Genomic DNA, 25,915 nt, shown 5'->3' with positions numbered 1-25,915 from the left:
AGCACCGTCCAGGGTACGGGGGAACCGAGCGGGGTCACAGCGCGTTATCGGGTCAAGGGGGGTGGATCACATGACCGAGCAGGGGAACACCGGGTCGAAGCCGAAGAGCCGCACGCGCCGTGCGGTGCTGTTCGGTGGCCTCGGGGTGGTGGCCGCGGCGGCGGTGGCGGGGCGGGACGAGATCAGCCGGGCGTGGTGGCTGCTGCCGGGAGTGGCCAAGCCGCGCAAGGAGGGTGAGATCGACCACGTGGGGGCGGGGTGGACCGCGGCCTCGCCGGCGAACTGGCGGATGGCGGACCGGCCCGACGACTACCGGGTGGACCGGATCGTCGTGCATGTCACACAGGGCGGCTTCCAGTCCTCGGTGGACGCCTTCAAGAACCCGTGGCACAAGGCTTCGGCGCACTACATAGTCCGCGGCGACGGGCATGTGGAGCAGATGGTGCGCGAGCTGGACGTGGCCTTCCACGCGGGCAACCGCTCGATGAACGAGCGCAGCGTCGGCATCGAGCACGTCGGCTTCGTGGACCGGCCGAAGGATTTCACGGACGACATGTACGCGGCGTCGGCGAGGCTGGCCGCCGGCATCTGCCGCCGCTACGACTTCCCGGCGGACCGGGGGCACATCGTCGGGCACTCGGAGGTGCCCGGCGCCGACCACACCGACCCGGGCGACCACTGGGACTGGGACCGCTACATACGCATGGTCCGGGAGGCCCTGGCCGCTTCGGCCTGATCCGAAGGCACGGCCTGAGCCTCCCGGACGCTCAGCTGAGGCCTGCCGTCCGGGCGCGTTCGACGGCCGGACCGATGGCGGCGGCCAGGGCGGCGACGTCCTCCTTGGTGGAGGTGTGGCCGAGGGAGAAGCGCAGGGTGCCGCGGGCCAGCTGCGGGTCGGTGCCCGCCGCCAGCAGGACGTGGCTCGGCTGGGCGACGCCCGCGGTGCAGGCCGAGCCGGTGGAGCACTCGATGCCCTGGGCGTCGAGCAGGAGCAGTAGAGAGTCACCCTCGCAGCCGGGGAAGCTGAAGTGCGCATTGGCCGGAAGCCGCTCTTCCGGGTCGCCTCCGAGGACGGCGTCGGGCACGGCGGCCAGGACGGCGGCGACCAGTTCGTCGCGCAGGGCGCCGATCTCGGTGGCGAACTGCTCGCGCCGCTCGGCGGCGAGGACCGCGGCCACCGCGAAGGCGGCGATGGCGGGCACGTCGAGGGTGCCGGAGCGGACGTGCCGCTCCTGGCCGCCGCCGTGCAGGACGGGTACGGGGCTCTGGTCGCGGCCGAGGAGCAGCGCTCCGATGCCGTAGGGGCCGCCGATCTTGTGGCCGCTGACGGTCATGGCGGCGAGTCCGCTGTCGCCGAAGTGGACGTCGAGCTGCCCGAAGGCCTGGACGGCGTCGGAGTGCAGCGGGATGCCCGCCTCGCGGGCGATGGAGGCCAGTTCGCGGACCGGCATGACGGTGCCGATCTCGTTGTTGGCCCACATGACGGTGGCCAGCGCGACGTCGTCGGGGTTGCGCTCGACGGCTTCGCGGAAGGCGTCGGGGTGCACGCGTCCGTAGCGGTCCACAGGCAGGTAGTCGACCCGGGCGCCCTCGTGCTCGGCGAGCCAGTGCACGGCGTCGAGCACGGCGTGGTGTTCGACGGGGCTGGCGATGATCCGGGTCCGCGCGGGGTCCGCGTCGCGCCGGGCCCAGTAGAGGCCCTTGACGGCGAGGTTGTCGGCCTCCGTGCCGCCCGCGGTGAAGACCACCTCGCTGGGGCGGGCGCCGATCGCCTCGGCGAAGGCCTCGCGGGCCTCCTCGACGGTACGGCGGGCCCGGCGGCCGGCGGCGTGCAGGGAGGAGGCGTTCCCCGTGGCGGCGAACTGCGCGGTCATCGCCGCGGCGGCCTCCGGCAGCATGGGGGTGGTGGCGGCGTGGTCGAGGTAGGCCATGATCCCCCGATTCTAGGGGCCCGCCCTCGCGCTTCCGCCCGGCGGGACCCGATCCGGCCGGGGCGCGGGGCTCGTACCGCACCCGCAGCTCCCCGGCCGGGCGGCTCGTCACATGCGCAGGGCGCGCGCCAGCTGGCGGGACTGGGCGACGAGGTGATCGGTGGAGTCCCAGACCTCGGCGTCCTCCTCCAGGAAGCCGCCGGCCAGGTTGCGCGTGGTGATGGAGATCCGCAGCGGGCCCGGGGCCGGGCGGCGGCGGATGTGCGTGGTGAGCTCCACGGTCGGGGTCCAGGCCACCAGGCCGAGGTCGAAGGCGGTCGGCGGCAGCGCGTCCACCGCGAGGAGCATGGAGAGCGGGTCGGCGTCGCGGCCGTCGGCCAGCTCGAACCAGGCCCGCATCTCGCCCTTGCCGGAGGGTGCGCCGACGGCCCAGCCCGCCGTCGCCGGGTCCAGCCGGAGCCGGAGCCGGTCCACGATGGCGGAGCTGCCGGGAATCGGCGCGGGGCCGGCCTCGGGGCCGATGCAGTTCTCGTAGGAGGGCATGAGCGGCGGCACGGCGACCGTCCGCACGTCGTCGGGCAGGGACGCGAGGTCGCCGTAGGAGGCGAGGACGCGGATGCGCTCGACCTCCCTGCCGTGCTCGTCGTACTGGAAGAGCGACGCCTGGCCGGTGGAGAGGGTGCGGCCGACCCGGACGACCTCGGTGCGGATCACGGCGGGGCCGGGCACGGAGGAGGTCAGGTAGTGCGCGGACACCGTGAAGGGGTCCGGGTGCGGGAGGGCCGCCGCCAGGGCCCGGCCGACGAGGGCGAGCAGGTAGCCGCCGTTGACGGCGGCGATGATCGTCCAGCCGGCGGAGAGCTCCGCGTCGTACACGCCGGGCTCGTCCGCGCGTTCGGTGATGGCGGTGTCGCGGTCGAACTCGCTGTCGCCGATGGATGCCTGGGCAGCTGCATATGACATGGAACGACGGTACACCCGCTTGCTACTAAGCGGTAGCTTTCTCTCGTTACGGCTCTTCGGCCACCGAGGAGCGCCGGTTCCAGGCCAGTGGCGCCCGCCAGTGGTAGCGCATCGCGAGCAGCCTCAGGACGAAGGTGGTGACGATCGCCAGGGCGGTGGTGATCGCGTTGAGCGACTCCAGCGCGATGGAGACGGCGACCATCGCCGCGCCGACGGTGGCGGGCACGGCGTACATCTCGCGGTCGCGCAGCAGCGAGGGCACCTCGTTGACCAGGACGTCGCGCAGTACGCCGCCACCGACGGCCGTGGCGAGGCCCAGCGCGGCGGACGCGGTCAGGCCGAGGCCGTACTCGTACGCCTTGGTCGTGCCGGTGACGCAGAACAGCGCGAGGCCGGCGGCGTCGAAGACGTTGATGGCCCGGTTGATCCGCTGGACCTCGGGGTGCAGGAAGAAGACGAACGCGGCGGCGATGAGCGGGGTGACGAAGAAGCTCAGCTCGCCGAAGGCGGCCGGCGGGACCGCGCCGATGACGAGGTCGCGGAAGAGGCCGCCGCCGAGGGCCGTGACGAGGGCGAGGACGGCGATGCCGAAGACGTCGAAGTTCTTGCGGACGGCGAGCAGGGCGCCGGAGGTGGCGAAGACGAAGATGCCGGCGAGGTCCAGGGCATGCTGGACCCCCGGCGGGAAGAGATCGTGGAGCACGGGGCCATTGTCGCCTGCCGGGCCGCCTGCGGCGGGCTCGGCGGAATGCGGGGCTCCGCCGCCGCGGGGACGGGCCCCCGGGCGGGGCCGGCTTTGACCGGCGGGTCAATGCCGTGCGGCGCCGTTGCGGGGGCGCTGCCCCCGAGCCCCCGCGCCTCAAACGCCGGCGGGGCCGGATTCGGCCGGGGTTTGGCCGGCGAGACTCGGGTGGTGCGGGCGGGCCGTTGCGGCCCGCCCGCACGCGGTCACTCCGTCGCCGTCGTCACCGTGTCCGACGCGCCCGGGAGGGGCTTGTCGCCCGGGGCCTGGTCGGGGGCGTTCTCCGGGTGGTGGCAGGCCACCTGGTGGCCCGGCTTCAGCGCCAGCAGCGGCGGCTCCTGCGTCGCGCAGATCTGCGTCGCCTTCCAGCAGCGCGTGTGGAAGCGGCAGCCGCTCGGCGGCGAGATCGGCGACGGCACGTCGCCCTTGAGCAGGATGCGGCCGCTCTTGGCGCCCCGCCGCCTCGGGTCCGGTACCGGCACGGCCGACATCAGGGCCGTGGTGTACGGGTGCATCGGCTCCCCGTACAGCGACTTGTTGTCGGCGAGCTCGACGATCTTGCCCAGGTACATCACCGCGATGCGGTCCGAGACGTGCCGGATGACCGAGAGGTCGTGCGCGATGATCACGTAGGTCAGGCCGAGCTCCTCCTGGAGGTCGTCCAGCAGGTTGACCACCTGGGCCTGGATCGAGACGTCCAGCGCCGAGACGGGCTCGTCCGCGACCACCAGCTTCGGCTTGAGCGCCAGGGCCCGCGCGATGCCGATGCGCTGGCGCTGGCCGCCCGAGAACTCGTGCGGGTAGCGGTTGTAGTGCTCCGGGTTGAGGCCGACGAGCGACAGCAGCCGCTGGACCTCCGCCTTGAGCCCGCCCTCCGGGGTGACGTTCTGGAGCTTGAACGGGGCGCTGACGATGGTGCCCACCGTGTGGCGCGGGTTCAGCGAACCGTAGGGGTCCTGGAAGATCATCTGCACGTCGCGGCGCAGCGGACGCATGCCCGCCACCCCCAGGTGCGTGATGTCCTTGCCCTCGAACTCAATCCGGCCGCCGGTCGGTTCGAGCAGCCGCGTGATCAGGCGGCCCATCGTCGACTTGCCGCAGCCGGACTCGCCGACGATGCCGAGGGTCTCACCGCGCCGCACGTCGAAGTCGAGGCCGTCGACGGCCTTGACCGCGCCGGACTGCCTGCGCAGCAGCCCCTTGGTGATGGGGAAGTGCTTGGTCAGGCCGGTGACCTTGAGCAGCGGCTCGGGAGAGTCCGTGGCCTGTGCCGGAAGGGTGACGGCCGGATCCGTCTTCTGGGTGTCGGTCACAGCTTCGGCGCAATCTCTTCGGTCCAGATCCGGGTCCGCTCCTCCTGCGACATGTGGCAGGCGGACCAGTGGCGGGTGCCGTCCTGCCCGGCGTCGTCCGTCGCCGTGAGCTCGGGGCGCACGGTGCGGGTGACATCGCCCTTGGGCACGTCCGCGTACGGGCAGCGCGGGTTGAAGGCACAGCCGCTCGGGATGTTGATGAGGCTGGGCGGCGAGCCCTTGACCGGGATGAGGCGCTCGGTCTGCTCACGGTCGATGCGCGGCATCGAGCCCAGCAGCCCCCAGGTGTAGGGGTGCCGCGGCTCGTAGAAGACCTTCTCGGCGGTGCCCCGCTCGACACACCGGCCGCCGTACATCACGAGGAGTTCGTCGGCCATCTCGGCGACCACGCCGAGGTCGTGCGTGATCATGATGACCGCGGAGCCGAACTCCTTCTGGAGGTCCCGGATCAGGTCGAGGATCTGGGCCTGGACGGTGACGTCCAGGGCGGTCGTCGGCTCGTCCGCGATGAGCAGTTCGGGGTTGTTGACCAGCGCCATCGCGATCATCGCGCGCTGGCGCATGCCGCCGGAGAACTCGTGCGGGTAGCTGTCGACCCGCTTGTGGGGCTCCGGGATGCCGACGCGGTCGAGGAGTTCGACGGCCCGTCGGCGGGCGGCCTTCTTGTCCACCTTGTGGTGGACCCGGTAGGCCTCGGCGATCTGCTTGCCGACGGTGAAGTAGGGGTGCATCGCCGACAGCGGGTCCTGGAAGATCATCGCGATCTCCCGGCCGCGCAGCCTGCGCACCTCGTCCTCGTCGGCGGAGAGCAGTTCCTTCCCGTCGAGCCAGATCTCGCCGGAGATCCGGGCCCGCTGGCGGCCGTACTGGCCCACGCGGTGCAGGCCCATGATGCCGAGCGAGGTGACCGACTTGCCGGATCCGGACTCGCCCACGATGCCGAGGGTCTTGCCCTTCTCCAGGGTGAAGGAGAGGCCGTCGACCGACTTGACCAGGCCGTCCTCGGTCGGGAAGTGCACCTTGAGGTCGCGGACGTCGAGGAAGGCGGTGGAGCCCGGCGACCCGTCGTAGGGCTGGTTGGGCGCTCCGGTCGGTGCGGTGGTCTCTCCGGTCTTGGTCGGGTCGGTCATGACAGCCTCACTCGGGGGTCGATCACCGCGTACAGGAGGTCAACGATGAGGTTCGCGGCGACGACGAAGAACGCGGAGATCAGGGTGATGCCCAGGATGACCGGGAGGTCGTGCTCGCTGATGGCGCGCACGGCGCTGTATCCCAGGCCGTGCAGCGAGAACGTGTACTCGGTCAGGACCGCGCCGCCCATCAGGGCGCCGAGGTCGAGGCCCAGGACGGTCAGGATCGGTGTCATCGTCGAGCGCATGGCGTGCTTGCCGATGACGACGGGTTCCGTCAGGCCCTTGGCGCGGGCGGTGCGGATGTAGTCCTCGTTCAGGACTTCGAGCATGGTCGCGCGGGTGAGCCGCGCGTACATCGCCGCGTAGAGGAAGGCGAGCGAGACCCACGGCAGGATCATGCCGTTGAACCACTTGGCCGGATCGTCGGCGAAGGTCGCCTCCGGTCGTCCGAACCAGCCGAGCTGGTCGGAGAAGAGGGCGATGACGAGCATGCCCGTGAAGTAGATGGGGAGGGAGACTCCGGCGAGGGCGACGCCCATGGCCGAGCGGTCCAGGACGCTGCCCCGCTTGAGTGCGGAGATCACACCGGTGGCGACACCGCCGGCCACCCAGAGCACGACGGCGCCCAGGGCGAGGGAGAGCGTGACCGGGAACCAGTCCAGCAGCAGCGGCCAGACCTCCTGCTCGGTCTTGAAGGAGTATCCGAAGCAGGGCGCGGCGCAGTGCGTGACGTCGGAGCCGTTGGCGTACGTGCGACCCGCCACCAGCCCGACGACGAACTTGCCGAACTGGACGAGGATCGGGTCGTCGAGACCCATCTTCTGCCGGATGCCCTCGATGGCGATGGGGTCGGACTGCTTGCCCACGAAGTACAGGGCAGGGTCCGTCCCGATCAGCTTCGGGAAGAGGAAGAAGATTCCGAAGGTCACCAAGGTGATGACCAGCAGCATGACGAGGACGGCGAAGATCCGTCGGATGAGGTATGCAAGCACTGCGCTCGGCCTGGCTGCGGCCCGGGGGCGCCCTCTTCCGGAGAGCGCCCCCAGGCCGTAACCGCGGCCATCACCTGCCCTTCGTGCCTAGCGGGTGTGGCACTGGAACACTGGAACTGGACTGATGGACCGTTACTTCACGACACCGAGGGACGCGTAGTCGTAGCGGCCGTTGTAGGCGTCGGTGGTGTAGGCGTTCGTCAGCCGGGTGCTGCGCCAGGTGATCGTCTTGTCGTAGACGAAGGGCAGGTAGACGGCGGCCTCGGAGACCTTCTGGTTCATCTGCTTGTAGATGTCGCCGGCCTTGGCCGGGTCGGTCTCCGCGATGGCCTGGTCGAACAGGGTGTTGATCGCCGGGTCGTTCAGCTCGGAGAAGTTGTTGTTACCGCTCTGCAGGATGAAGCGGCCGTCGACCAGCGGCTGCGAGAAGCCCTGTCCGGTCGGGAAGTCGGCGCCCCAGCCCATGATGATGATGCCGTAGCCCTTCTCCTTGACGACCTTCGGCGAACCGATGATGCCGGAGGTCTGGGCGCCGTCGAACTGGTCGACGTCGGCCTCGATGCCGACCTGCTTCAGGGCGTTCTGGAGGGAGACGGCCGTGGCGACCTCGACCGGCTTGTTGTTGCGGACGGCGATGGTGGTCTTGAAGCCGGTCTCCTTGCCGCAGGCCTTGAGGGCCTCCTTGGCCTTCTCGAGGTTCGGCTTGCCGTCGTTCTTCAGCACCTCGTACGGGTCGTACTTGGCGTCCGAGCCCTTGATGCCCAGCGGGAGCATGTTGGGGGCGATGTCGCCACCGGCCTGCGGGCCGCCGCGGGCGGTCTGCAGCGACTTCTTGTCGGCGGCGTAGATGACGGCCTTGCGGCACTCGATGTTGTCGAACGGCGCGACGGTCTGCGGCATGACCGCGTACCGGATGAAGCCGGTCTGGCCGTTGTCGAGGTTGCCCTTGTGGTCCTTCAGCGCGGTGGCGCGGGCCGCCTGGCCGATGCCGGTCGCGTTGATGTCGAGGTCGAACTCGCCGTTCATCAGGCGCTTGTCCATGTCGTCCGCGTTCGCCATGAACGTGACCGAGATGGTGTCCGGGAGCGCCTTGCGGATGGTGTCCGACTCGGGCTTGTAGTTCTCGTTGCGCGAGAGCTTCATGCTCTTGTTCGGCTCGTACGAGTCGATCTTGTACGGGCCGTTGGAGAAGGGCTTGAGGCCGTACTTGGCGGCCGTGTCCTTGTCCTGCTTGACCGGGCTCGCCGCCGGCATCGCCAGCATCTGCTCGAAGTCACCGTTGGGCGTCGGGAGCTTGAAGATGATGGTCTTCGCGTCCGGGGTCTCGATCGCCTTCAGGCCGAGCTTGTCCGGAGCGGTGTCCTTGTACGGGCCCGGGTACTCGGTCTTCGGGTCGAGGACCTGCTGGAGGTAGACCGGGCCGCCGGAGATGACGTCCTGAGCCCAGGTGCGCTCGATGCCGTACTTGATGTCCTGGGCGGTGACGGGCGAGCCGTCCTCCCAGGTCACGTTGTCCTTGAGGGTGTACTTGTAGGTCTTGCCGCCGTCGCTGATCTCGGCCTTGGCGGTGGCGAGGTCCGGGACGAGCTCGGTGCTCTCCTTGCCGGGGCCGGGCTTGAAGCTGATCAGCTGGCGCGTGTAGTAGCGGGAGAAGTCCCACATGAAGCCGTAGTAGCCGCGCTGCGGGTCCCACGAGTCGGCGTCCTGGGTACCGACGAACTTCAGCTCGCCGCCCTTCTTGTCCGACGGGTTGGCGACCTTCTCGATGCCCGCGTTGAAGCCGCCGCCGGAGGCGGCGCTCTTGTCGTCCTTCTTCTCGCCCCCGCCACAGGCGGTCGCGGTGAGCATGGCCGCGAGCACGACGGCCGTGCCGGCGGCAAGTCTGCGCTTCGACGTGCGATGGGTAGTCACGATGCTCGCAACCCTCCGTTGTAGTTCCGGTGTACGTACGGCACGAGGCCGGTTCCTGGTTTGCCCTGCGGTTGCTAGCGGGAGCCCTTCGGGTCGAGGGCGTCGCGGACGCCGTCGCCGAAGAGGTTGAAGGCCAGCACGGTGATGAAGATCGCTACGCCGGGGAAGATCATGAAGAGCGGATCGTCCTCGTAGGTCCGCACGGCCGTGGCGAGGGTCTCCCCCCACGACGGCGTGGGCGGCTTGACGCCGACTCCGAGGAAGCTCAGCGCCGCCTCGGTCAGCACGTTGGTGGGGATCATCAGCGTCGCGTAGACGGTGATGGGCGCCACCAGGTTCGGGAGCAGTTCGCGGAAGAGGATGTAGAAGCGTCCCGCGCCGAGGCTGCGCGCGGCCTCGACGTACTCGCGCTCGCGCAGCGAGAGGGTCTGGCCCCGGACGATCCGGCCGATGTACGGCCAGCCGAAGAAGCCGATCACCATCACCAGGACGGCGATGCGCAGGCCCGAACCCTCGAAGCCCCAGAGCTTGTTCGGGATGACGGAGATCAGCGCGATGATGAAGAGCAGCTGCGGGAAGGCCAGCAGCAGGTCCATGACCCGGCTGATGGCCGCGTCGACCCAGCCGCCGAAGTAGCCGGCGACGATGCCGAAGAAGGTGCCCAGCGAGACCGCCACGAAGGCGGACAGGAAGGCCACCAGCAGCGAGATCCGGGCGCCGTAGACGATCCGGCTGAAGACGTCGCGGCCGTTGACCGGCTCGACGCCGAGCAGGAACTCGCCGCTCATACCGCCCCAGTCGCCGAGCGGGAGGCCCAGCAGCGGGTCGAGCATGTCCTCGTGCAGCTCCTCCGGCGGGTGTCCGAAGGCCTTGACGATCAGCGGCGCGAAGATCGCGACGACGATCAGCAGGAGCACGATGACACCGCCGGCCAGGGCGACCTTGTCGCGCTTGAGGCGCAGCCAGGCGATCTGCCACGGCGAGCGCCCCTCGATCGCCTTCTGCGGAACGTCGGGGGCGGCCACGGCTGCGGGCTCGGCCGCGCTGGTGTCGTGCAGTGGTGCCGTCATCGTGGTGGGGACCCCTCTCGGCCGACGGTGGCCGGCCCATGCCCGCCGCTGTGGCGGCTTGGTTCAATCGGCGTCGCTGGTGGTGCGATTGGCGAGAAATGTGCCGGAAGTGCACGTGAAGAGCTGGTGCTTGCGAGATGGACCGGCCTTCGGTGGGGGGAGTCTTCAACGCCCTCTCAATCGCCCGCCAGACCCCCCGGGGATGTGATGCGCAACCGTGATCTGCGCCTACACCTTCCGTTATCCGAACCGCCAGACCTGTTGAGCGGTGAAACACCGCATGTTCGGCGCGGAACGGACATCCGGCCCAACTGCCCTTTCGAACGCGGATCTTGGGCGGATTCGGCGGATATGCCGAAGGCCGCACCGGTGGGTCCGGTGCGGCCTTCGAGATGGATGTCTCACTATGCGAAATGTGATGCCGGAGGTCCCCGCAGGTCCGCGGAGCACTCCGGCGGGCCGGTTCAGTAGGCCGGCGCCTGGCCCTCGCGGTCGTAGAAGGGGCGGGTCTGCGCCCGCAGCCACATCGCCACGGGATCGTGCTCGTCCGCCAGCGCCACGGTGCACACCGGGACGCCCTCGGGGACCGCCCCGACGGACTGGCGCATCATCTCCCGTACGGATTCCAGCGCGGGCGCGGAGGCGTCGTACAGGTCCAGCCCGACCGCGAGGTACGGGGACCCCAGCGCCGGCTGCACCCAGGCGCGGCGCAGCGACCGTACGGCCGGGGTGCGGTGCGCGTGCTGGGTCAGCAGCCCGTAGAACTGGGGCAGCTCGATGCTGGGCTCGGACAGCCGCAGCGGACCGGCCGGCATCCGGTCCAGGCCGGTCGCGATCCGGCGCAGGTCCGCCCACGGGACGCCGAGACCGCCGCCCTGGGCGTGCGGGTTGAGCCACAGGCCCCAGCGGTCCGGGTAGAGGGCGCGGGCGATGTCCCGCCCGGTGACCACCTCGTAGCCCCGGTGCCAGCCGCTCGCGGCCAGCTCCTGGGGGGAGGTGACGCAGGGCGCGTAGCCCAGACCATCGACCTCCATGCCGCCGTACTGGGCGTCCGGGGACCCCGGCTGCCCCTGCCACAGCAGCATCCACAGCCGCCCCTCGGACAGGGCGTGCAGCAGTGACTCGTAGCTCTCGTAGCGCCCGGGGGTCACCTGGCGCATCATGTGCTCGACCTGCCCGGCCGCGGCCGTGCCTGACGCACTCACCCGGTACCCCTCTTCGTCCGCCCGTCGCTCCACGCGTGCCTCACCCGCCGGCGCTCATGCGTGCGGCCGGGAGATGTAACCAGCTTAAGCGGCCCTACGCGAGGTAGAAGGGGCGTACGCGCTCACGAATCCAGTCCGTGACCGGGTCCTGGGCCGCGTCGAGGAGGATCAACTGCACGGGCCAGGGCGCCGGAACACGGGCCAGGGCCCTTCCGAGCGCCTCCATCGGGGCCTCTCGCATCTGCGGTTCCCATCCCACCAGTCGGACACCGATGAACAGTTCCGGGTCCCCACCCTCGACACTGGCGAGGCATCGGTGGGCCGCGGCAACGACGCCGGTGGCGCGGAACTCCTCGCCGGCGACGGCCAGGAAGTCCACCGGGTCGTCCTGCCAGTCGGGCTCGAAAAGCCGTACGCGGCCGCCGGTGGCGGGACCGTCGAGCGCGCTGCGCCCGGCGCGGCAGAGCTCCGCGACGGCCGGCGGCGGCAGCGGGACGCCGACGGCGCCCTCCGGATTGACCGCGATGCCGAGCTGCGGGGGCAGCCCCCGGGCGAACTCGACCGCCGGTGCCACCGCGAAGTCCATGCCGGGCCCGGCACAGGCGAGGAACTGGGCCTCGGAGCTGTAGACGGGCACGTACGCCGCCCCGCCGATGTCCATGGTGGGCAGGTCCAGGCCGGCCGCGTCCGGGCCGCCGCCGCCCGGCAGCGGGATCCACACCTGGCTGCGCCCGAGCACCTCCAGGATCCGGCCGCCGGCGTCCGGCTGCCCGAGCGCCGCCCCGAGCACCTGCTCCAGCTCATTCCCCGGCCAGCCGCTGCCCTGCATCCGCCCTGCCCCTGTCTGGTCCGCCGTCTGGTCCGCACACGCGCTCCCGCGCGTGTCGCCCCGCAGGGTACCGGCCCCGGGGCGGGCGCCGCCGCCGGGGCTCCGGCCGCGGTCAGTCGGGGAAGCCGATTCCCGTCACGGCGGCGGCCGAGCGGCGGTCCAGCAGGGTCGCCGAGGCGCAGCCGGCGGGCGGGCGGCCCGCCTCGGCGTCGCGCAGCAGGCGGCCGACGGCGCCGCGGTGGCGGGCGAAGGCGTAGGCGGACACCCCGCGGCCCCGCGCCGCCTGCCCGGACAGGGCCTCCTCGGGGCTGCTGTCCAGGAGGACGAGGTGCAGCGCCCGGCCCCGGCGGCGGGCGGCCGCGGCGAGCAGGCCGCGCACCCAGCTCTGGGTGCCGCAGTCGTGGACGACCACGGAGGCGCCGGAGCGCAGGATCCGGTACAGCCCCCAGTAGTGGGCGGCGCGCACCAGCGGGCGGTAGACCGCGTACGGCAGCCCGGCGGGCATCCGGCGCTCCCAGCGCTCGCGGGTGTCCTGGGAGTCGACGGCCCCGCCCTCCGGCGCGGCCCGCTTGATCAGCGTGCTCTTGCCGCCGCCGGGCAGCCCGGAGACGACGACGATGTCGCCCTCGGCGAAACCGAGCCGCCGGGGTCCGCGCAGCGCCGGGCCGCGCAGGTCGCGCACGAGGCCGAGGCCGTCCGCCGTCCTCCCGCGCTCACGCGCGCCGCGCCGCTGCACCGGCACCGCGTCCACGGTTCCCGTCGTCGTCACCGGTCCGAATCTCCGCACAGTGTTCGCCTCCCCCGAATCGGGTCACCGGGACCCTTCCCCACTGAGTGTAAAGAGACGGTAATCGGCATGTCCGGTTCCGCTCCGCCCGCTCGGATGGGCATACGAACTTTCGGACCCCGACCCCCGATCACGGACATGCCGTGCAATGATGTGCGCCATCTGGACCAACTGCATACCGGCCGCTTGAATCCGCGCGGGAGAGTCCCGGCACGCCGCAAGGCCGTGCGCGGGCGCCGAAGGAGCAAGAACCTCCCTTGAATCTCTCAGGCCCCGTACCGCGTGGATGAGGCAGATCTGAAAAGCGAGCTGCGCGGCAGCTCCACCCAAGGTGCAAGTCGGGGTGACCGGCGATCGGACGATCGGCGGAACTCTCGGCGAACCTCTCAGGTTCCGATGACAGATGGGGAGGAACGTCCTCGTCATGTCATGTCGATGCCCTGGGACCCGGGAGCCACACCCATGAGCACTGCCCCCCGTCTGACCGCCCTCGATGCGCTGCACCGCTCGCTCGGTGCGACCATGACCGACTTCGCGGGCTGGGACATGCCGCTGCGATACGCCAGCGAGCGCGACGAGCACAACGCCGTCCGCACGAAGGCCGGTCTCTTCGACCTGTCCCACATGGGCGAGATCACGCTGACCGGCCCGGAGGCCGTCAAGGCCCTGGACTACGCGCTGGTCGGCAACATCTCCACCGTCGGCGTCGGCCGCGCCCGCTACACGCACATCTGCCAGGAGGACGGCGGGATCCTCGACGACCTGATCGTCTACCGCCTCGGCGAGACCGAGTACATGGTCGTCGCCAACGCCTCCAACGCCCAGGTCGTCCTCGACGCCCTGACCGAGCGTGCCGCCGGCTTCGACACCGAGGTCCGCGACGACCGCGACGCCTACGCGCTGATCGCGGTGCAGGGCCCGGAGTCCCCCGGCATCCTGGCCTCGCTCACCGACGCCGACCTCGACGGCCTGAAGTACTACGCCGGCCTGCCGGGCACCGTCGCGGGCGTGCCCGCGCTGATCGCGCGTACGGGCTACACCGGCGAGGACGGCTTCGAGCTGTTCGTCGCCCCCGAGCACGCCGTGGAGCTGTGGCAGGCGCTCACCAAGGCGGGCGAGGGCGTCGGCCTGGTCCCGGCCGGCCTGTCCTGCCGCGACACCCTGCGCCTGGAAGCGGGCATGCCGCTGTACGGGCACGAGCTGACCACCTCCCTGACCCCGTTCGACGCGGGTCTGGGCCGGGTCGTGAAGTTCGAGAAGGAGGGCGACTTCGTGGGCCGCGCCGCCCTGGAGGCCGCCGCCGAGCAGGCCGCGACCAAGGCGCCGCGCAAGCTGGTCGGCCTGATCGCCGAGGGCCGCCGCGTCCCGCGTGCCGGTTTCGCCGTCACCTTCGGCGGCGAGGTCGTCGGCGAGGTCACCTCGGGTGCCCCGTCCCCGACGCTGGGCAAGCCGATCGCGATGGCGTACGTGGACGCGGAGCACGCCGCGCCCGGCACCTCCGGCGTCGGCGTCGACATTCGCGGTACGCATGAGCCGTACGAGGTCGTGGCGCTGCCGTTCTACAAGCGGCAGAAGTAACCCTCCGCGCACGACGTCCGCCGTACGGGTACCCGCACGGCGCCGTCTCAGTACCCAAGACCGCAGTTCGTATCCACTCCCCCGCATCCAGGAGAATCAGGCCATGAGCAACCCCGAGAAGCTGCGTTACACCAAGGAGCACGAGTGGCTGTCGGACGTCGTGGACGGCGTCGCGACGGTCGGCATCACGGAGTTCGCGGCCAACGCGCTCGGTGACGTCGTCTACGCCCAGCTCCCCGAGGTCGGCGACACCGTGACCGAGGGCGAGACCTGCGGCGAGCTGGAGTCGACCAAGTCGGTCAGCGACCTGTACTCCCCGGTCTCCGGCGAGATCGTCGAGGCCAACCAGGACGTCGTCGACGACCCGGCGCTCGTGAACACCGCCCCGTTCGAGGGCGGCTGGCTGTTCAAGGTCCGTCTCTCCGAGGAGCCCAAGGACGCGCTCTCCTTCGAGGAGTACACCAAGCTCACCGCCGGTAACTGACCCCAGGGGACCCTGATGTCTGTACTGAACACCCCTCTCCACGAGCTCGACCCCGACGTCGCCGCCGCCGTCGACGCGGAGCTCGTGCGCCAGCAGTCCACCCTGGAGATGATCGCGTCGGAGAACTTCGCTCCGGTCGCCGTCATGGAGGCCCAGGGCTCGGTCCTCACCAACAAGTACGCCGAGGGCTACCCGGGCCGCCGCTACTACGGCGGCTGCGAGCACGTCGACGTGGTCGAGCAGATCGCGATCGACCGCATCAAGGCGCTGTTCGGCGCCGAGGCCGCGAACGTCCAGCCGCACTCCGGTGCGCAGGCGAACGCCGCCGCGATGTTCGCGCTGCTCAAGCCGGGCGACACGATCATGGGCCTGAACCTGGCCCACGGCGGTCACCTGACCCACGGCATGAAGATCAACTTCTCCGGCAAGCTCTACAACGTGGTCCCGTACCACGTGGACGAGTCCGGCGAGGTGGACATGGCCGAGGTCGAGCGCCTCGCCAAGGAGTCCAAGCCGCAGCTGATCGTCGCGGGCTGGTCCGCCTACCCGCGCCAGCTCGACTTCGCCGCCTTCCGCCGCATCGCGGACGAGGTCGGCGCGTACCTGATGGTCGACATGGCGCACTTCGCCGGCCTGGTCGCCGCGGGCCTGCACCCCAACCCGGTGCCGCACGCCCACGTCGTGACCACCACCACGCACAAGACCCTCGGCGGTCCGCGCGGCGGTGTCATCCTGTCGACGCAGGAACTCGCCAAGAAGATCAACTCCGCGGTCTTCCCCGGTCAGCAGGGCGGTCCGCTGGAGCACGTGATCGCGGCCAAGGCCGTCTCCTTCAAGGTCGCGGCCTCGCCCGAGTTCAAGGAGCGCCAGGAGCGCACTCTGGAGGGCGCGAAGATCCTCGCCGCCCGTCTGGTCCAGGACGACGTCAAGGCCGTGGGCGTGGACGTCCTCACCGGCGGCACCGACGTTCACCTGGTCCTGGTCGACCTGCGCAACTCCGAGCTGGACGGCCAGCAGGCCGAGGACCGCCTCCACGAGGTCGGCATCACGGTCAACCGCAACGCCATCCCGAACGACCCGCGGCCGCCGATGGTCACCTCGGGTCTGCGGATCGGTACGCCGGCGCTGGCCACCCGCGGTTTCGACGCCGAGGCCTTCACCGAGGTCGCCGAGATCATCGCGCAGGCGCTGAAGCCGGCGTACGACGCCGAGGGCCTCAAGGCGCGCGTCTCGGCGCTCGCCGCGAAGTTCCCGCTGTACCCCTCGCTCTAGCGGTGGGCGTGGAAGGGCCCGGCCTGGTCACCGCACAGGGCCGGGCCCTTCCCCCTTTTTCCCCTCCCCTTCGCCCCTTTCCCCGGGTCCCCGGGGGGTGCGGCCACCGGCTCCGGCCCCGGCCCGCCACGTCGGCGTAACGCTTCCCACTCCTTCCGGCAGCCAGGTCGTTCACCGCGCCGCGTTAAGCTCGTCTGTCGGACATAGTCCGAACAATCCCCCTCCTGCCCCCTCCCACCCCACGAGCAGACAAGGGAGTCCGCCACCGTGGCCATCTCCGTCTTCGACCTCTTCTCCATCGGCATCGGTCCCTCCTCCTCCCACACGGTCGGTCCGATGCGCGCCGCCCGCATGTTCGTGACGCGGCTGAAGAAGGACGGCGTGCTCGCCCAGACGGCCTCCGTGCGGGCCGAGCTCTTCGGCTCCCTCGGCGCGACAGGCCACGGCCACGGCACGCCCAAGGCGGTGCTGCTGGGCCTGGAAGGCCACTCCCCCCGCACCGTGGACGTGGAGACCGCCGACGACGAGGTGGAGCGCATCCGCAAGAGCGGCCGCCTGCGCCTGCTGGGCGCGGAGATAGGCGATGGCCACGAGATCGCCTTCGACGAGCCGAACCAGCTGATCCTGCACCGCCGGCGCTCCCTGCCGTACCACGCGAACGGCATGACGCTCTTCGCGTACGACGAGGCCGGCACCCCGCTGCTGGAGAAGACCTACTACTCGGTCGGCGGCGGCTTCGTCGTGGACGAGGACGCGGTCGGCGAGGACCGGATCAAGCTCGACGACACGGTGCTGAAGTACCCCTTCCGCTCCGGTGACGAGATGCTGCGCCTCGCGAACGAGACCGGCCTGTCGATCTCCTCCCTGATGCTGGAGAACGAGAAGGCCTGGCGCACGGAGGAGGAGATCCGCGAGGGCCTCCTGGAGATCTGGCGCGTCATGCAGTCCTGCGTCTCGCGCGGCATGTCCCGCGAGGGCATCCTCCCCGGCGGCCTGCGGGTCAAGCGCCGCGCCGCCTCCACGGCGCGCCAGCTGCGCACCGAGGGCGACCCGATGATGCACCGCAGCGAGTGGACCACGATCTACGCGATGGCGGTCAACGAGGAGAACGCGGCCGGCGGCCGTGTCGTCACCGCGCCCACCAACGGCGCGGCGGGCGTCCTCCCGGCCGTCCTGCACTACTACATGAACTTCGTCCCGGGCGCGGACGAGGACGGCGTGGTCCGCTTCCTCCTGGCCGCGGGCGCGATCGGCATGCTGTTCAAGGAGAACGCCTCGATCTCCGGCGCCGAGGTCGGCTGCCAGGGCGAGGTGGGCTCGGCCTGCTCGATGGCGGCCGGCGCCCTCGCCGAGGTCCTGGGCGGCACCCCGGAGCAGGTCGAGAACGCCGCCGAGATCGGCATGGAGCACAACCTGGGCCTGACCTGCGACCCGGTCGGCGGCCTGGTCCAGATCCCCTGCATCGAGCGCAACGGCATGGCCGCGGTCAAGGCCGTCACCGCCGCCAAGATGGCGATGCGCGGCGACGGCTCCCACAAGGTCTCCCTCGACAAGGTCATCAAGACCATGAAGGAGACCGGCGCCGACATGAAGATCAAGTACAAGGAGACCGCCCGCGGCGGGCTCGCGGTCAACGTCATCGAGTGCTGACCGCACACGCGTGACGCAGCGGGGGCCGGGCGGCGTACGCCCGGCCCCCGCTGCGTTCCCGGCGGGCGGAACCGGCGGGTCCGGGGTGGCGTCCTAGGGGGTGCCATCAGTCCCCGTCTCTCGAGAATCGAGGGGACATCATGATCCACACACGTCTTCGGCGGTTCGTGGCTCTGGCCTCCGGCGTGCTGCTCGCCGCCGGACTCGCGTTCGCCTCGCCCGCCTCGGCCTCCTCCCTCGCCTCCACCCAGGTCCCGACCCCGCTCGTCGTGAACGCCCGCTGGGGCGGGCACGCCACGTTCGACCGGATCGTCATCGACCTGCAGGGGTACGCCCCCACGGTGACCGTCACACCCGTCGCACAGCTCGTGTACGACGGGTCCGGAAAGCCCGTCCCGCTGGCCGGGAAGCATTTCCTGGAGATCCGCCTCAACCCCGCCGCCGCGCACAACGACGCGGGCGAGAGCGTCTACCACGGCCCCAAGCTGCAGAGGATCTACCTCAGCAAGCTGAAGGGGCTCGCCATGACCGGCGACTACGAGGGGTACGTGACCTTCGGCGCCGCCTTCGACACCCTCCCCTACTACCGCGCCTACAGCCTGCACTCGCCCGAGCGGTTCGTCGTGGACATCGCGCACTGAACCAGCGGCCCGGGGCGTCGTACGCCCCGGGCCGGCCCGTGTCACCGGCGCCAGAACAGATGGTGCGTCACGCCGCTCGGGCTGGGCACGACCTCCAGGTGGAAGCGGTCCAGCAGCTCCTCGGGCGATTCCCACAGCCGCACCCCGGAGCCGATCTCCACGGGCGCGACCGCCACGTGCAGGGTGTCGACGAGGCCGGCGTCGAGGAACTCCCGGATGGTGGTGGCCCCGCCGCCGAGCCGGACGTCCTTGCCCCGCGCCGCTTCCCTGGCCGTGGCGAGGACGGCGGCCGGGTCGTCGTCGACGAAGTGGAAGGTGGTGTCGGAGAGCGTGAACGAGGGGCGCGGGTGGTGGGTCATGACGAAGACCGGCGTGTGGAACGGCGGCTCGTCCCCCCACCAGCCGCGCCAGTCGTGGTCGGCCCAGGGCCCCCGCTGGGGTCCGAACTTGTTGCGGCCCATGATCTCCGCGCCGATGTTGTGCGTGAAGTCCCGGGTGAAGTAGTCGTCCAGGCCCCGGCTGCCGCCCGGGTCGGTGCGGTTCGGCCAGCTCGCGGTGGCCCCGGCCCACGCGAACATGGCACCGGGATCGGCGTGCCCGAAGGGCCGCTCCAGGCTCTGGTGCTCACCGGTGCCGAATCCATCGCGCGAGACGCAGAAGTTCTGGACTCTCAGCAGCTGCTCCACGGGCTTCCTCTTCCTCCGGTCGTGTCGTCCACCGTGAGACCGTCCGGGCGCGCAGAACTCATCGGTGCTCGGGGTTGGGGAAGTCGAAGCGGCAGCCGGCGTCCCACTCCGAGCGCTGGTTCCCGTGTGCCGGGATGCCACCGGAACGCTTGAGCAGGGCGGCCAGGTGCATGAGGTTCCAGGACATGAAGGCCGTGTTGCGGTTGGTGAAGTCGTTCTCGGGGCCGCCCGAGCCGGGGTCGAGGTAGGACGGCCCCGGGCCCGCCTCGCCGATCCAGCCCGCGTCGGCCTGCGGCGGGATCGCGTAGCCGAGGTGCTGGAGGCTGTAGAGGACGTTCATGGCGCAGTGTTTGACACCGTCCTCGTTGCCGGTGATCAGTGCGCCGCCGACGCGGCCGTAGTAGGCGTACTGGCCGTGCTCGTTCAGCAGGGAGGAGCAGGCGTAGAGCCGCTCGATCACCTTCTTCATCACGGAGCTGTTGTCGCCGAGCCAGATGGGGCCGCACAGGACGAGGATGTCGGCGTCCATGACCTGGCTGTAGAGGACCGGCCACTGGTCGCTCTCCCAGCCGTGCTCGGTCATGTCCGGCCAGACGCCCGTCGCGATGTCGTGGTCCACGGCGCGGACGAGGGAGGTGCGGACGCCCGCGGAGTCCATGACCGCGCGGCTCCGGTCGATCAGGCCCTCGGTGTTGCTGGTCTCGGGCGAGCGTTTGAGCGTGCAGTTCACGTAGAGGGCCGTGAGGTCGGCGTAGCGCGCAGGGTTCGGCGTGTTCTCGTCGGCAGCCACGCACCCAGCGTGCGCAGCCCGCGGGGCGGACGCCAGCGGGCCTGGCCCGTACGGGGGCGGCCGGGGGGAGGGGATCGCGCCGGCCGGGTCTGCGCAAACCTAGGATGGCGGCATGTCGCTGCCGCACGCCATCCTCACCGCCCTGCTCGAGAAGCCCTCGTCCGGGCTGGAGCTGACCCGGCGGTTCGACAAGTCGATCGGGTACTTCTGGTCGGCGACGCACCAGCAGATCTACCGCGAGCTGGGACGGCTGGAGGAGGCCGGGCTGATCCGGGCGCTGCCCAGCGAGGTGCCCGTGCGGGGGCAGAAGAAGGAGTACGAGGTGTTGCCCGCGGGAGGCTCGGAGCTGGCCCGGTGGGTCGCGGAGAGCCAGGACCCCAAGCCGATGCGCGATCCGCTGCTGCTGCGGATCCGGGCGGCGGGCGTCGTGGGGCCGCAGGGGCTCGGCCCCGAGCTGCGGCGCCATCTGGACCTGCACCGGCGCCAGCTGGCGCAGTACGAGGCCATCGAGGCGAAGGACTTCCCGCCGGGGCGCGACGCCGTGGAGGACCGGCTGCGCCGGCTCGTCCTGCACGGCGGGATCGCCCTGGAGACGTTCTGGCTGACCTGGCTGGAGGAGGCCCTCGCCGAGGTCGGTGACATGGAGGACGGGTCCGGGCCGGCGGCCTGACGCGCTCTGCCGCCCGGGGCCCGCGGGCCCCGGGCGGCAGACCGGGGGACTACTTGTTCAGGGAGGCCCAGAACTCGTCGAAGCTCAGCAGGTTGTCGCCGTTGGTGTCCTTGGAGGCGACGACGGAGTCCGCGACGGCCGGGGAGACGTGGGCGTCGCCCATGGCGCGCATCGCGGCGCTGTATTCGTCGGCCGTGATGAAGCCGTCACCGTTCACGTCGAACCTGTCGAACGTAGCCCGTGCGCTCTCGATGTCCGCCACTGGGTCCACCCCTTCTTGGTGCTTGTTGACCGGCCCAGGGTAGCGGCACCCCGGGCGGGCGGGACCCCCCGGGTCCCGGGGCTCCGCCGGACACCCCCTAGGACTTGTCCGGTCGATCATGTGACTACTTCGCCGTCGTGTCGTTGATGTGGACATGGGGCGGGGAGATCTGAGTGATGCCGAGTGGGAACGGCTGCGGCCGTTCCTGCCGGTCAGTAACAGGCGTTGCGGCAGGTGGCGGGATCACCGGCAGGTGATCGACGGGATCCTGCACCGGGTGCGGACCGGGGTTCAGTGGCGTGACCTGCCCGAACGGTTCGGCCCGTGGAAGACGGTCTACGAACGCCACCGCCTGTGGTCGGCCGACGGAACCTGGGAACGCCTGCTCCAGCAGGTCCAGGCCGAGGCCGACGCGGCCGGGGAGATCGACTGGGACATCTCGGTCGACTCCACCATCGTGCGGGCACATCAGCACGCCGCCGGGGCCCGCACCGAACCACCGCCGGCTCCTGCCTCAAAGGGGGACGCGGCGGCAGAACACCAGGGCGAAACGCCGTGGCAGAGCCTGGTCGCCCGCCTGGTGGAGGTGGTGCAGGAGGTGAGGGCCTGGGCCGCTCGCGCGGCGGGTTCACCACCAAGCTCCACCTGAGCGCGGACGGCCGCTGCCGCCCGCTGTCCCTGATCGTCACACCCGGACAGCGGGCGGACTGCACACAGTTCACGCCCGTGCTGGAGAAGATCCGCGTCCCGCGGACCGGTCCGGGCAGGCCCCGGAAGAAGCCGGACAGCCTCGCGGCGGACAAGGCCTACAGCAACGGCCCGTGCCGCGAATATCTGCGGCGCCGGGGCATCCGGCACACGATCCCGGAGAAGACCGACAGCCAGGCCGCCCGCCTACGCAAAGGGTCACGCGGCGGACGGCCACCCGGCTTCGACGAAGAGCGCTACAAGAAACGCAACACCGTCGAACGGGCGATCAACCGGCTCAAGCACTCCCGAGCCGTGGCCACCCGCTACGACAAGCGCGGCTACGTCTTCCTCGGAACCGCGACCGCCGCAGCCCTCGTCATCTGGCTCCGCACATGATCGACCGGACAAGTCCTAGCGGAAGATCCCGGTGTGGCCGAGCGAGTAGCGGCCGGGCTGCGGGTACACGGCGAGGCCGTGGGGGCCGCCGCCCACCGGGATCCGGGCGAGCTGCTTGCCGGTCACGGTGTCGATCGCGTACACCTCGGAGTTGTAGCGTCCGGACAGCCACAGCACCTTGCCGTCGGCGGAGACGCCGCCCATGTCGGGGCTGCCGCCGTCCGGCAGCGTCCACTTCTTGGTGAGCTTCTTCTGCGGGAAGTTGTAGACGGAGACGGTGCCCTCGCCGCGGTTGGAGACGTACATCTCCTTGGAGTCGCGGCTCACGTAGAGGCCGTGGCAGCCCTCGCCGGTGGGCAGCAGCTTGGGGGTCTCGAAGGTGTCGCCGCTGAGCACCCACATGCCGTGCGCCATCATGTCGGCGACGAAGAAGGTCTTGCCGTCCGGGGAGACCTTGACGTCCTGCGGCATCGCGCCCTCGAAGGGCAGTTTCTGCTGGCCGACGACCTCCATCCGCTCGGTGTCCACCTTGAGGAGTTCGCCGGAGAACTCGCAGCTGACGATGAAGTAGCGGCCGTCGGCGGAGAAGTCCGCGTGGTTGACGCCGTAGCAGGTCACCGGGACGGTCTTCACGCGGTCCATGGTGTGGGGGTCGCGGAAGACCAGTTCCTTGTCCATCGAGGCCATGACGATCGCGTACTTGCCGTTGGGCGTGAAGTACAGGTTGTACGGGTCGTGCACCTCGACGGGCTGGCCGGCCTCGCCGGTCGCGGGGTTGATCGGGGTGAGCGTGTGGCCCCGGTTGTTGTTGACCCACAGGGTCTTCAGGTCCCAGGAGGGCACGACGTGCTGGGGCTGGACCCCGACCGGGATGGTGTCGATGACCTGGTAGGTCGCGGGGTCGATGACGGACACCGTGTTGGAGTTGGTGTTCGGCACGTAGACGCGGGACGGGAAGTCCTTCACCACCGGGGAGAGCTTGCCCGGCCGGTCCGCCGCGTAGACGTCGTTCGGGTCCAGCAGGGGCGGCATGCCCGGCAGTCCGGGCGGGGCGGCCGGTACGGCCTTGACCGGCTCGGCCGGGCCCTCGGTGCCGAGCGCCGCGGCGGATTTCCTGTCTGCCGATCCGCAGCCGGAGAGGGCGGCGAGGACCAGACCGGCCAGCAGCACGCCGGCATTCCGGGTCAGGCGGGTGGTCTTCATGGCGTCAGCAGCTCCGTGGTGGTCACCGCGCGCAGCTTGCGGCGCGCGAGTTCTGCGAGGAGGGAAGGCATCGCGTCGACCGTGTCCGCGTAGCCGAAGTGCAGGCTCACCACGGATCCGGGCCGGATCGTCCCGGTGACGGTGCGGAGGACGGCCGCGGCGCCGGGCGAGGTGAAGTCGAGGGAGTCGACGTCGTACGAGAGCACGTGCGGGTAGCCGGCCCGCTGGGCCAGTTTCCGGACGAGCGGTGTCGCGTACTGCGTACGGGAGGGCCGGAACCAGGTGCCGATGGAGCCGGTGAGCCGCTTGAGGCGCTGGGCGCAGCCGGTGATCTCGGCGTAGGCCTCCGTCTCGGTCATGTCGTTGATCGCGAGGTGGCGCTGGGTGTGGTTGCCGAGTTCGTGACCGCCGTCGAGGATCCGGCGGGCCATGTCCGGGTGGGCGTCGAGCCAGGCGCCGATCGCCAGCACGGTGACCCGCGCGCCGCCCTTCTCGGCCGCGGCCAGCGCCGCGCGGGCGAGGGCGGGATCGCCGTTGCCGTGGAAGGTGAGGGCGACCCGGTCGCGGTCGCGGGGGCCGTGGCCGATCTCGACGGGCTGCCCGGCGAACCGGCGCGGGGCGGCCGGTGCCGCCCGGGCGGGCTCGGCGGGGCGGGCCGGACCGGGGGGCGGGGAGGTGGTCCCGGAGGGGTGGCGACCCGGGCCGCACCCGGCGGTGAGTCCGGCGGTCGCGGCGCCGGCCGCACCGAGTCCGGCCGCGCGCAGAGCCGCACGCAGGGCCGCGCGGCGGCCTGGATGTGAGAGCACTTGCCCATTTAAGAGGCGGATGGCCCGGAAGGTAATGATTGACCCATTTCGGGACGTTCATCGACCGAGCCCGACCGGGCACCCATTCACCACGTGATCAAGGATTTACTCAGAGCAGTCGATAGTTATTCATGGATTGTGAGGTGAGTGGCCCACCTCACCTAGGATTTAGCTAGAAAGTCTTGGGATTTGCACACTTATGTCCAAGTAGGGACTTTTGGCGTTCGAGCCCTCGTCTGTCATAGTCGAAAGCACGACTTCCCATTGACCCGAGCGAAGTCGCCGGGCCGAGGATCACACCCCCTTCGATCCTCGGCACTCCCATGAAGCCCCCGCCCCGCCCCACACGGCGAACCGGGGGCTTCAGGCGTTCTGGCGGTCGGCGACCCGCATCTCGAACCAGGTGATCTTCCCCCGGGGCAGCAGATCGGCGCCCCATCGGTCGGAGAGCTTGTCGACGAGGAAGAGGCCGCGGCCCGTGGTGTCCAGCTCGTGGACCGGCATCAGACAGGGCAGCCCGCGCGAGGGATCGCGCACCTCCACCCGGATCCAGCCCCGCCGCCGCAGCATGCGTAAGCCGAAGGAGCGGGCGCCGGTGTGGCGGACCGCGTTGCCGACGAGTTCCGAGACCAGTAGGACGGCGTGCTCGGAGATCTGCGGCGAGAGGCCCCAGAGCCGGATCACCACGCACTGGGTGAGCCGCCGCGCGGTACCGGCCGACTCGGGCATGGACGGCAAGGTCACTTCGGCCTCGGCCGGGTTGCCGTACAACTCCAGCGCCTTGAGGCCCTGTTCCTCCTCGACGGCCGCCGTGATCCGTACCGCCGAAGCACCACCGCGTTGCCGCGGCTGTTCCACACCCTCCAGGCCCGCCATGCACCCATCATGGACGGCCGGCCCGCCCCTCCGGGCCGTTCCACAGGAAAACACCCCCCGGATTCAACCAATCCAAGGGGGTGTCCTGTCATATGCGGGAGGCAACAAGGGGGCCTGAAAACCGGACCTGACCTGGCGTGACGCACCGCACGGGAGCGATCACACGGAGTTGATCACCCCTTGCGCTTAAGGCTGCCTTAAGGCCTGGCTAATCCACCCCCAGGGAGGACCGCCCGCCCACGGCTCAGACGAACTTCGCCTTGCCCGGGCCCTCTTCGACGAAGCTGCGCATGCCGATCTCACGGTCCTCGGTGGCGAACAGGCCCGCGAACCAGTTGCGTTCGATGGTGAGCCCGGTGTCGATGTCGGCCTCCAGACCCGCGTCCACGCACTCCTTCGCGGCGCGCAGCGCGATCGCCGGACCCTGCGCGAGCCGGGCCGCCCAGGCGTGCGCCTGCTCGTACACCTCGGCCGCGGGCACCACCCGGTCGACCAGGCCCAGGGTGAACGCCTCGTCGGCCTTGACCATCCGGCCGGTGAAGATCAGGTCCTTGGCCCGCGAGGGGCCGACCAGCCGGGACAGCCGCTGGGTACCGCCGGCGCCGGGGATCAGGCCGAGCAGGATCTCGGGCTGGCCGAGCTTGGCGTTGTCGGCGGCGATCCGGTAGTCGGCGCACAGCGCGAGCTCACAACCACCGCCCAGCGCATAGCCGGTGATCGCGGCGACGACGGGCTTGGGGATGCGGGCGACGGCGGTGAAGGCGTCCTGCAGCGCACGGGACCGGACGACCATCGCCGCGTGGTCCATCGTCTGCATCTCCTTGATGTCCGCGCCCGCCGCGAACACCTTCTCGCCGCCGTAGATGACGACCGCGCGGACGTCCGCCCGGTCGGTCGCCTCCACCGCGAGCTCGCGCAGCCGGTCCTGGGTGGCGATGTCCAGGGCGTTCATGGGCGGCCGGTCCAGGCGGATGGTGCCGACGCCTTCGGAGACTTCGAGAGAGATGGTCATACGGGTCAGGTTAGGGCCCGGGG

Annotated in this window: 26 protein-coding genes and 1 riboswitch; of the genes, 8 read left to right on the top strand and 18 right to left on the bottom strand. The window is 70.7% G+C overall.

Translation table 11 applies throughout. The features are described 5' to 3' along the window. Positions 1–70 precede the first annotated feature (70 nt). Positions 71–736 (top strand): N-acetylmuramoyl-L-alanine amidase, encoded by a 666-nt coding sequence (locus NRK68_RS24030; RefSeq protein WP_183067422.1) that lies wholly within the window; start codon positions 71–73, stop codon positions 734–736. 31 nt (positions 737–767) lie between these two features. Here NRK68_RS24030 and NRK68_RS24025 read toward each other — a convergent pair whose 3' ends face one another. From NRK68_RS24025 to NRK68_RS23975, 11 genes are all read right to left on the bottom strand, one after another. After that, a complete protein-coding gene (locus NRK68_RS24025; protein WP_183067421.1) occupies positions 768–1,931 on the bottom strand; it encodes a cysteine desulfurase family protein in 1,164 nt (387 codons plus the stop codon). Positions 1,932–2,039: 108 nt separating this feature from the next. Beyond that, positions 2,040–2,894 carry a thioesterase family protein gene (locus tag NRK68_RS24020; protein WP_257856674.1) on the bottom strand — a complete coding sequence of 285 codons (855 nt, stop codon included), beginning with the start codon at positions 2,892–2,894 and terminating at the stop codon, positions 2,040–2,042. Between the two features lie 46 nt (positions 2,895–2,940). Then, entirely contained in the window at positions 2,941–3,597 is a 657-nt protein-coding gene (locus tag NRK68_RS24015; protein ID WP_046776240.1) for a trimeric intracellular cation channel family protein, read from the bottom strand. 245 nt (positions 3,598–3,842) lie between these two features. Beyond that, positions 3,843–4,949 (bottom strand): ABC transporter ATP-binding protein, encoded by a 1,107-nt coding sequence (locus tag NRK68_RS24010; protein WP_183067419.1) that lies wholly within the window; start codon positions 4,947–4,949, stop codon positions 3,843–3,845. Beyond that, positions 4,946–6,079 (bottom strand): ABC transporter ATP-binding protein, encoded by a 1,134-nt coding sequence (locus tag NRK68_RS24005; protein ID WP_183067418.1) that lies wholly within the window; start codon positions 6,077–6,079, stop codon positions 4,946–4,948. Before NRK68_RS24005 ends, NRK68_RS24010 begins: the two co-directional genes overlap by 4 nt. Continuing rightward, positions 6,076–7,074 carry an ABC transporter permease gene (locus NRK68_RS24000; protein ID WP_183067417.1) on the bottom strand — a complete coding sequence of 333 codons (999 nt, stop codon included), beginning with the start codon at positions 7,072–7,074 and terminating at the stop codon, positions 6,076–6,078. Before NRK68_RS24000 ends, NRK68_RS24005 begins: the two co-directional genes overlap by 4 nt. Before the next feature lie 132 nt (positions 7,075–7,206). Next, positions 7,207–8,985 carry an ABC transporter substrate-binding protein gene (locus NRK68_RS23995; protein ID WP_183067416.1) on the bottom strand — a complete coding sequence of 593 codons (1,779 nt, stop codon included), beginning with the start codon at positions 8,983–8,985 and terminating at the stop codon, positions 7,207–7,209. Between the two features lie 74 nt (positions 8,986–9,059). Next, on the bottom strand, positions 9,060–10,055 hold the full coding sequence (locus NRK68_RS23990) for an ABC transporter permease (protein WP_183067415.1): 996 nt from the start codon (positions 10,053–10,055) through the stop codon (positions 9,060–9,062). A gap of 464 nt (positions 10,056–10,519) precedes the next feature. Next, a complete protein-coding gene (locus NRK68_RS23985) occupies positions 10,520–11,260 on the bottom strand; it encodes an enhanced serine sensitivity protein SseB C-terminal domain-containing protein (RefSeq protein ID WP_183067414.1) in 741 nt (246 codons plus the stop codon). Between the two features lie 94 nt (positions 11,261–11,354). Continuing rightward, positions 11,355–12,089, bottom strand: a complete 735-nt coding sequence (locus NRK68_RS23980; protein ID WP_257856673.1) for an enhanced serine sensitivity protein SseB — start codon at positions 12,087–12,089, stop codon at positions 11,355–11,357. Between the two features lie 112 nt (positions 12,090–12,201). After that, positions 12,202–12,858, bottom strand: coding sequence for an AAA family ATPase (locus NRK68_RS23975; RefSeq protein WP_183067412.1), 657 nt, complete (start codon positions 12,856–12,858; stop codon positions 12,202–12,204). Between the two features lie 205 nt (positions 12,859–13,063). After that, a riboswitch (glycine riboswitch) is annotated at positions 13,064–13,167 on the top strand. A gap of 171 nt (positions 13,168–13,338) precedes the next feature. Between NRK68_RS23975 and gcvT the strand changes: the two genes are divergently transcribed. The 5 genes from gcvT to NRK68_RS23950 all read left to right on the top strand — a co-directional run bounded on the left by gcvT (position 13,339) and on the right by NRK68_RS23950 (position 18,501). Continuing rightward, entirely contained in the window at positions 13,339–14,454 is a 1,116-nt protein-coding gene (gene gcvT / locus NRK68_RS23970; protein WP_030961310.1) for a glycine cleavage system aminomethyltransferase GcvT, read from the top strand. A gap of 103 nt (positions 14,455–14,557) precedes the next feature. Further along, on the top strand, positions 14,558–14,938 hold the full coding sequence (gcvH, locus tag NRK68_RS23965) for a glycine cleavage system protein GcvH (protein ID WP_030846773.1): 381 nt from the start codon (positions 14,558–14,560) through the stop codon (positions 14,936–14,938). A 15-nt stretch (positions 14,939–14,953) separates the two neighbouring features. Then, a complete protein-coding gene (gene glyA, locus NRK68_RS23960; RefSeq protein ID WP_183067411.1) occupies positions 14,954–16,210 on the top strand; it encodes a serine hydroxymethyltransferase in 1,257 nt (418 codons plus the stop codon). Between the two features lie 267 nt (positions 16,211–16,477). Continuing rightward, positions 16,478–17,860: an L-serine ammonia-lyase gene (locus NRK68_RS23955; protein WP_030846770.1), complete on the top strand. Its 1,383-nt coding sequence runs from the start codon at positions 16,478–16,480 to the stop codon at positions 17,858–17,860. A 140-nt stretch (positions 17,861–18,000) separates the two neighbouring features. Beyond that, positions 18,001–18,501, top strand: coding sequence for an AMIN-like domain-containing (lipo)protein (locus NRK68_RS23950; RefSeq protein ID WP_183067410.1), 501 nt, complete (start codon positions 18,001–18,003; stop codon positions 18,499–18,501). A gap of 41 nt (positions 18,502–18,542) precedes the next feature. Here the strand turns inward: NRK68_RS23950 and NRK68_RS23945 are convergent, their stop codons facing one another. Both NRK68_RS23945 and NRK68_RS23940 read right to left on the bottom strand, forming a co-directional pair. Next, positions 18,543–19,187, bottom strand: coding sequence for a dihydrofolate reductase family protein (locus NRK68_RS23945; protein ID WP_257856671.1), 645 nt, complete (start codon positions 19,185–19,187; stop codon positions 18,543–18,545). 58 nt (positions 19,188–19,245) lie between these two features. Continuing rightward, positions 19,246–19,977, bottom strand: coding sequence for a flavodoxin family protein (locus tag NRK68_RS23940; RefSeq protein WP_183067408.1), 732 nt, complete (start codon positions 19,975–19,977; stop codon positions 19,246–19,248). Positions 19,978–20,089: 112 nt separating this feature from the next. Between NRK68_RS23940 and NRK68_RS23935 the strand changes: the two genes are divergently transcribed. Then, positions 20,090–20,647, top strand: coding sequence for a PadR family transcriptional regulator (locus tag NRK68_RS23935; RefSeq protein WP_183067407.1), 558 nt, complete (start codon positions 20,090–20,092; stop codon positions 20,645–20,647). A gap of 49 nt (positions 20,648–20,696) precedes the next feature. Here NRK68_RS23935 and NRK68_RS23930 read toward each other — a convergent pair whose 3' ends face one another. Continuing rightward, the gene (locus NRK68_RS23930; protein ID WP_183067406.1) at positions 20,697–20,909 is read right to left on the bottom strand and encodes an EF-hand domain-containing protein; all 213 of its coding nucleotides are present in this window, start codon (positions 20,907–20,909) and stop codon (positions 20,697–20,699) included. A gap of 154 nt (positions 20,910–21,063) precedes the next feature. Between NRK68_RS23930 and NRK68_RS23925 the strand changes: the two genes are divergently transcribed. Next, a protein-coding gene (locus NRK68_RS23925; RefSeq protein WP_373023642.1) for an IS5 family transposase occupies positions 21,064–21,995 on the top strand; the annotation gives its coding sequence in 2 pieces (ribosomal slippage) (positions 21,064–21,441 and positions 21,444–21,995; 930 coding nt in all). 15 nt (positions 21,996–22,010) lie between these two features. Here the strand turns inward: NRK68_RS23925 and NRK68_RS23920 are convergent. The 4 genes from NRK68_RS23920 to NRK68_RS23905 all read right to left on the bottom strand — a co-directional run bounded on the left by NRK68_RS23920 (position 22,011) and on the right by NRK68_RS23905 (position 25,892). Continuing rightward, complete coding sequence (locus NRK68_RS23920) at positions 22,011–23,198, bottom strand: YncE family protein (protein WP_183067405.1); 1,188 nt, start codon at positions 23,196–23,198, stop codon at positions 22,011–22,013. Beyond that, entirely contained in the window at positions 23,195–24,004 is an 810-nt protein-coding gene (locus tag NRK68_RS23915; protein WP_373023641.1) for a polysaccharide deacetylase family protein, read from the bottom strand. Before NRK68_RS23915 ends, NRK68_RS23920 begins: the two co-directional genes overlap by 4 nt. A gap of 363 nt (positions 24,005–24,367) precedes the next feature. Further along, complete coding sequence (locus tag NRK68_RS23910) at positions 24,368–24,880, bottom strand: ATP-binding protein (RefSeq protein WP_183067404.1); 513 nt, start codon at positions 24,878–24,880, stop codon at positions 24,368–24,370. A 244-nt stretch (positions 24,881–25,124) separates the two neighbouring features. Beyond that, a complete protein-coding gene (locus NRK68_RS23905) occupies positions 25,125–25,892 on the bottom strand; it encodes an enoyl-CoA hydratase/isomerase family protein (RefSeq protein WP_046776226.1) in 768 nt (255 codons plus the stop codon). Positions 25,893–25,915 lie beyond the last annotated feature (23 nt).

The sequence above is a fragment of the Streptomyces yangpuensis genome, assembly GCF_024666385.1.
GTDB classification, from domain to species: Bacteria; Actinomycetota; Actinomycetes; order Streptomycetales; family Streptomycetaceae; genus Streptomyces; species Streptomyces yangpuensis.
Note: the sequence above shows the minus strand (reverse complement) of the source record. Positions and strands in the feature narration are given on the sequence as shown.

Coding starts and splice junctions, on each gene's coding strand:
- NRK68_RS24030 (WP_183067422.1), top strand. CDS start 71: ATGACCGAGCAGGGGAACACCGGGTCGAAGCCGAAGAGCCGCACGCGC.
- NRK68_RS24025 (WP_183067421.1), bottom strand. CDS start 1,931: ATGGCCTACCTCGACCACGCCGCCACCACCCCCATGCTGCCGGAGGCC.
- NRK68_RS24020 (WP_257856674.1), bottom strand. CDS start 2,894: ATGTCATATGCAGCTGCCCAGGCATCCATCGGCGACAGCGAGTTCGAC.
- NRK68_RS24005 (WP_183067418.1), bottom strand. CDS start 6,079: ATGACCGACCCGACCAAGACCGGAGAGACCACCGCACCGACCGGAGCG.
- NRK68_RS23990 (WP_183067415.1), bottom strand. CDS start 10,055: ATGACGGCACCACTGCACGACACCAGCGCGGCCGAGCCCGCAGCCGTG.
- NRK68_RS23980 (WP_257856673.1), bottom strand. CDS start 12,089: ATGCAGGGCAGCGGCTGGCCGGGGAATGAGCTGGAGCAGGTGCTCGGG.
- gcvT (WP_030961310.1), top strand. CDS start 13,339: ATGAGCACTGCCCCCCGTCTGACCGCCCTCGATGCGCTGCACCGCTCG.
- gcvH (WP_030846773.1), top strand. CDS start 14,558: ATGAGCAACCCCGAGAAGCTGCGTTACACCAAGGAGCACGAGTGGCTG.
- glyA (WP_183067411.1), top strand. CDS start 14,954: ATGTCTGTACTGAACACCCCTCTCCACGAGCTCGACCCCGACGTCGCC.
- NRK68_RS23950 (WP_183067410.1), top strand. CDS start 18,001: ATGATCCACACACGTCTTCGGCGGTTCGTGGCTCTGGCCTCCGGCGTG.
- NRK68_RS23935 (WP_183067407.1), top strand. CDS start 20,090: ATGTCGCTGCCGCACGCCATCCTCACCGCCCTGCTCGAGAAGCCCTCG.
- NRK68_RS23920 (WP_183067405.1), bottom strand. CDS start 23,198: ATGAAGACCACCCGCCTGACCCGGAATGCCGGCGTGCTGCTGGCCGGT.
- NRK68_RS23910 (WP_183067404.1), bottom strand. CDS start 24,880: ATGGCGGGCCTGGAGGGTGTGGAACAGCCGCGGCAACGCGGTGGTGCT.
- NRK68_RS23905 (WP_046776226.1), bottom strand. CDS start 25,892: ATGACCATCTCTCTCGAAGTCTCCGAAGGCGTCGGCACCATCCGCCTG.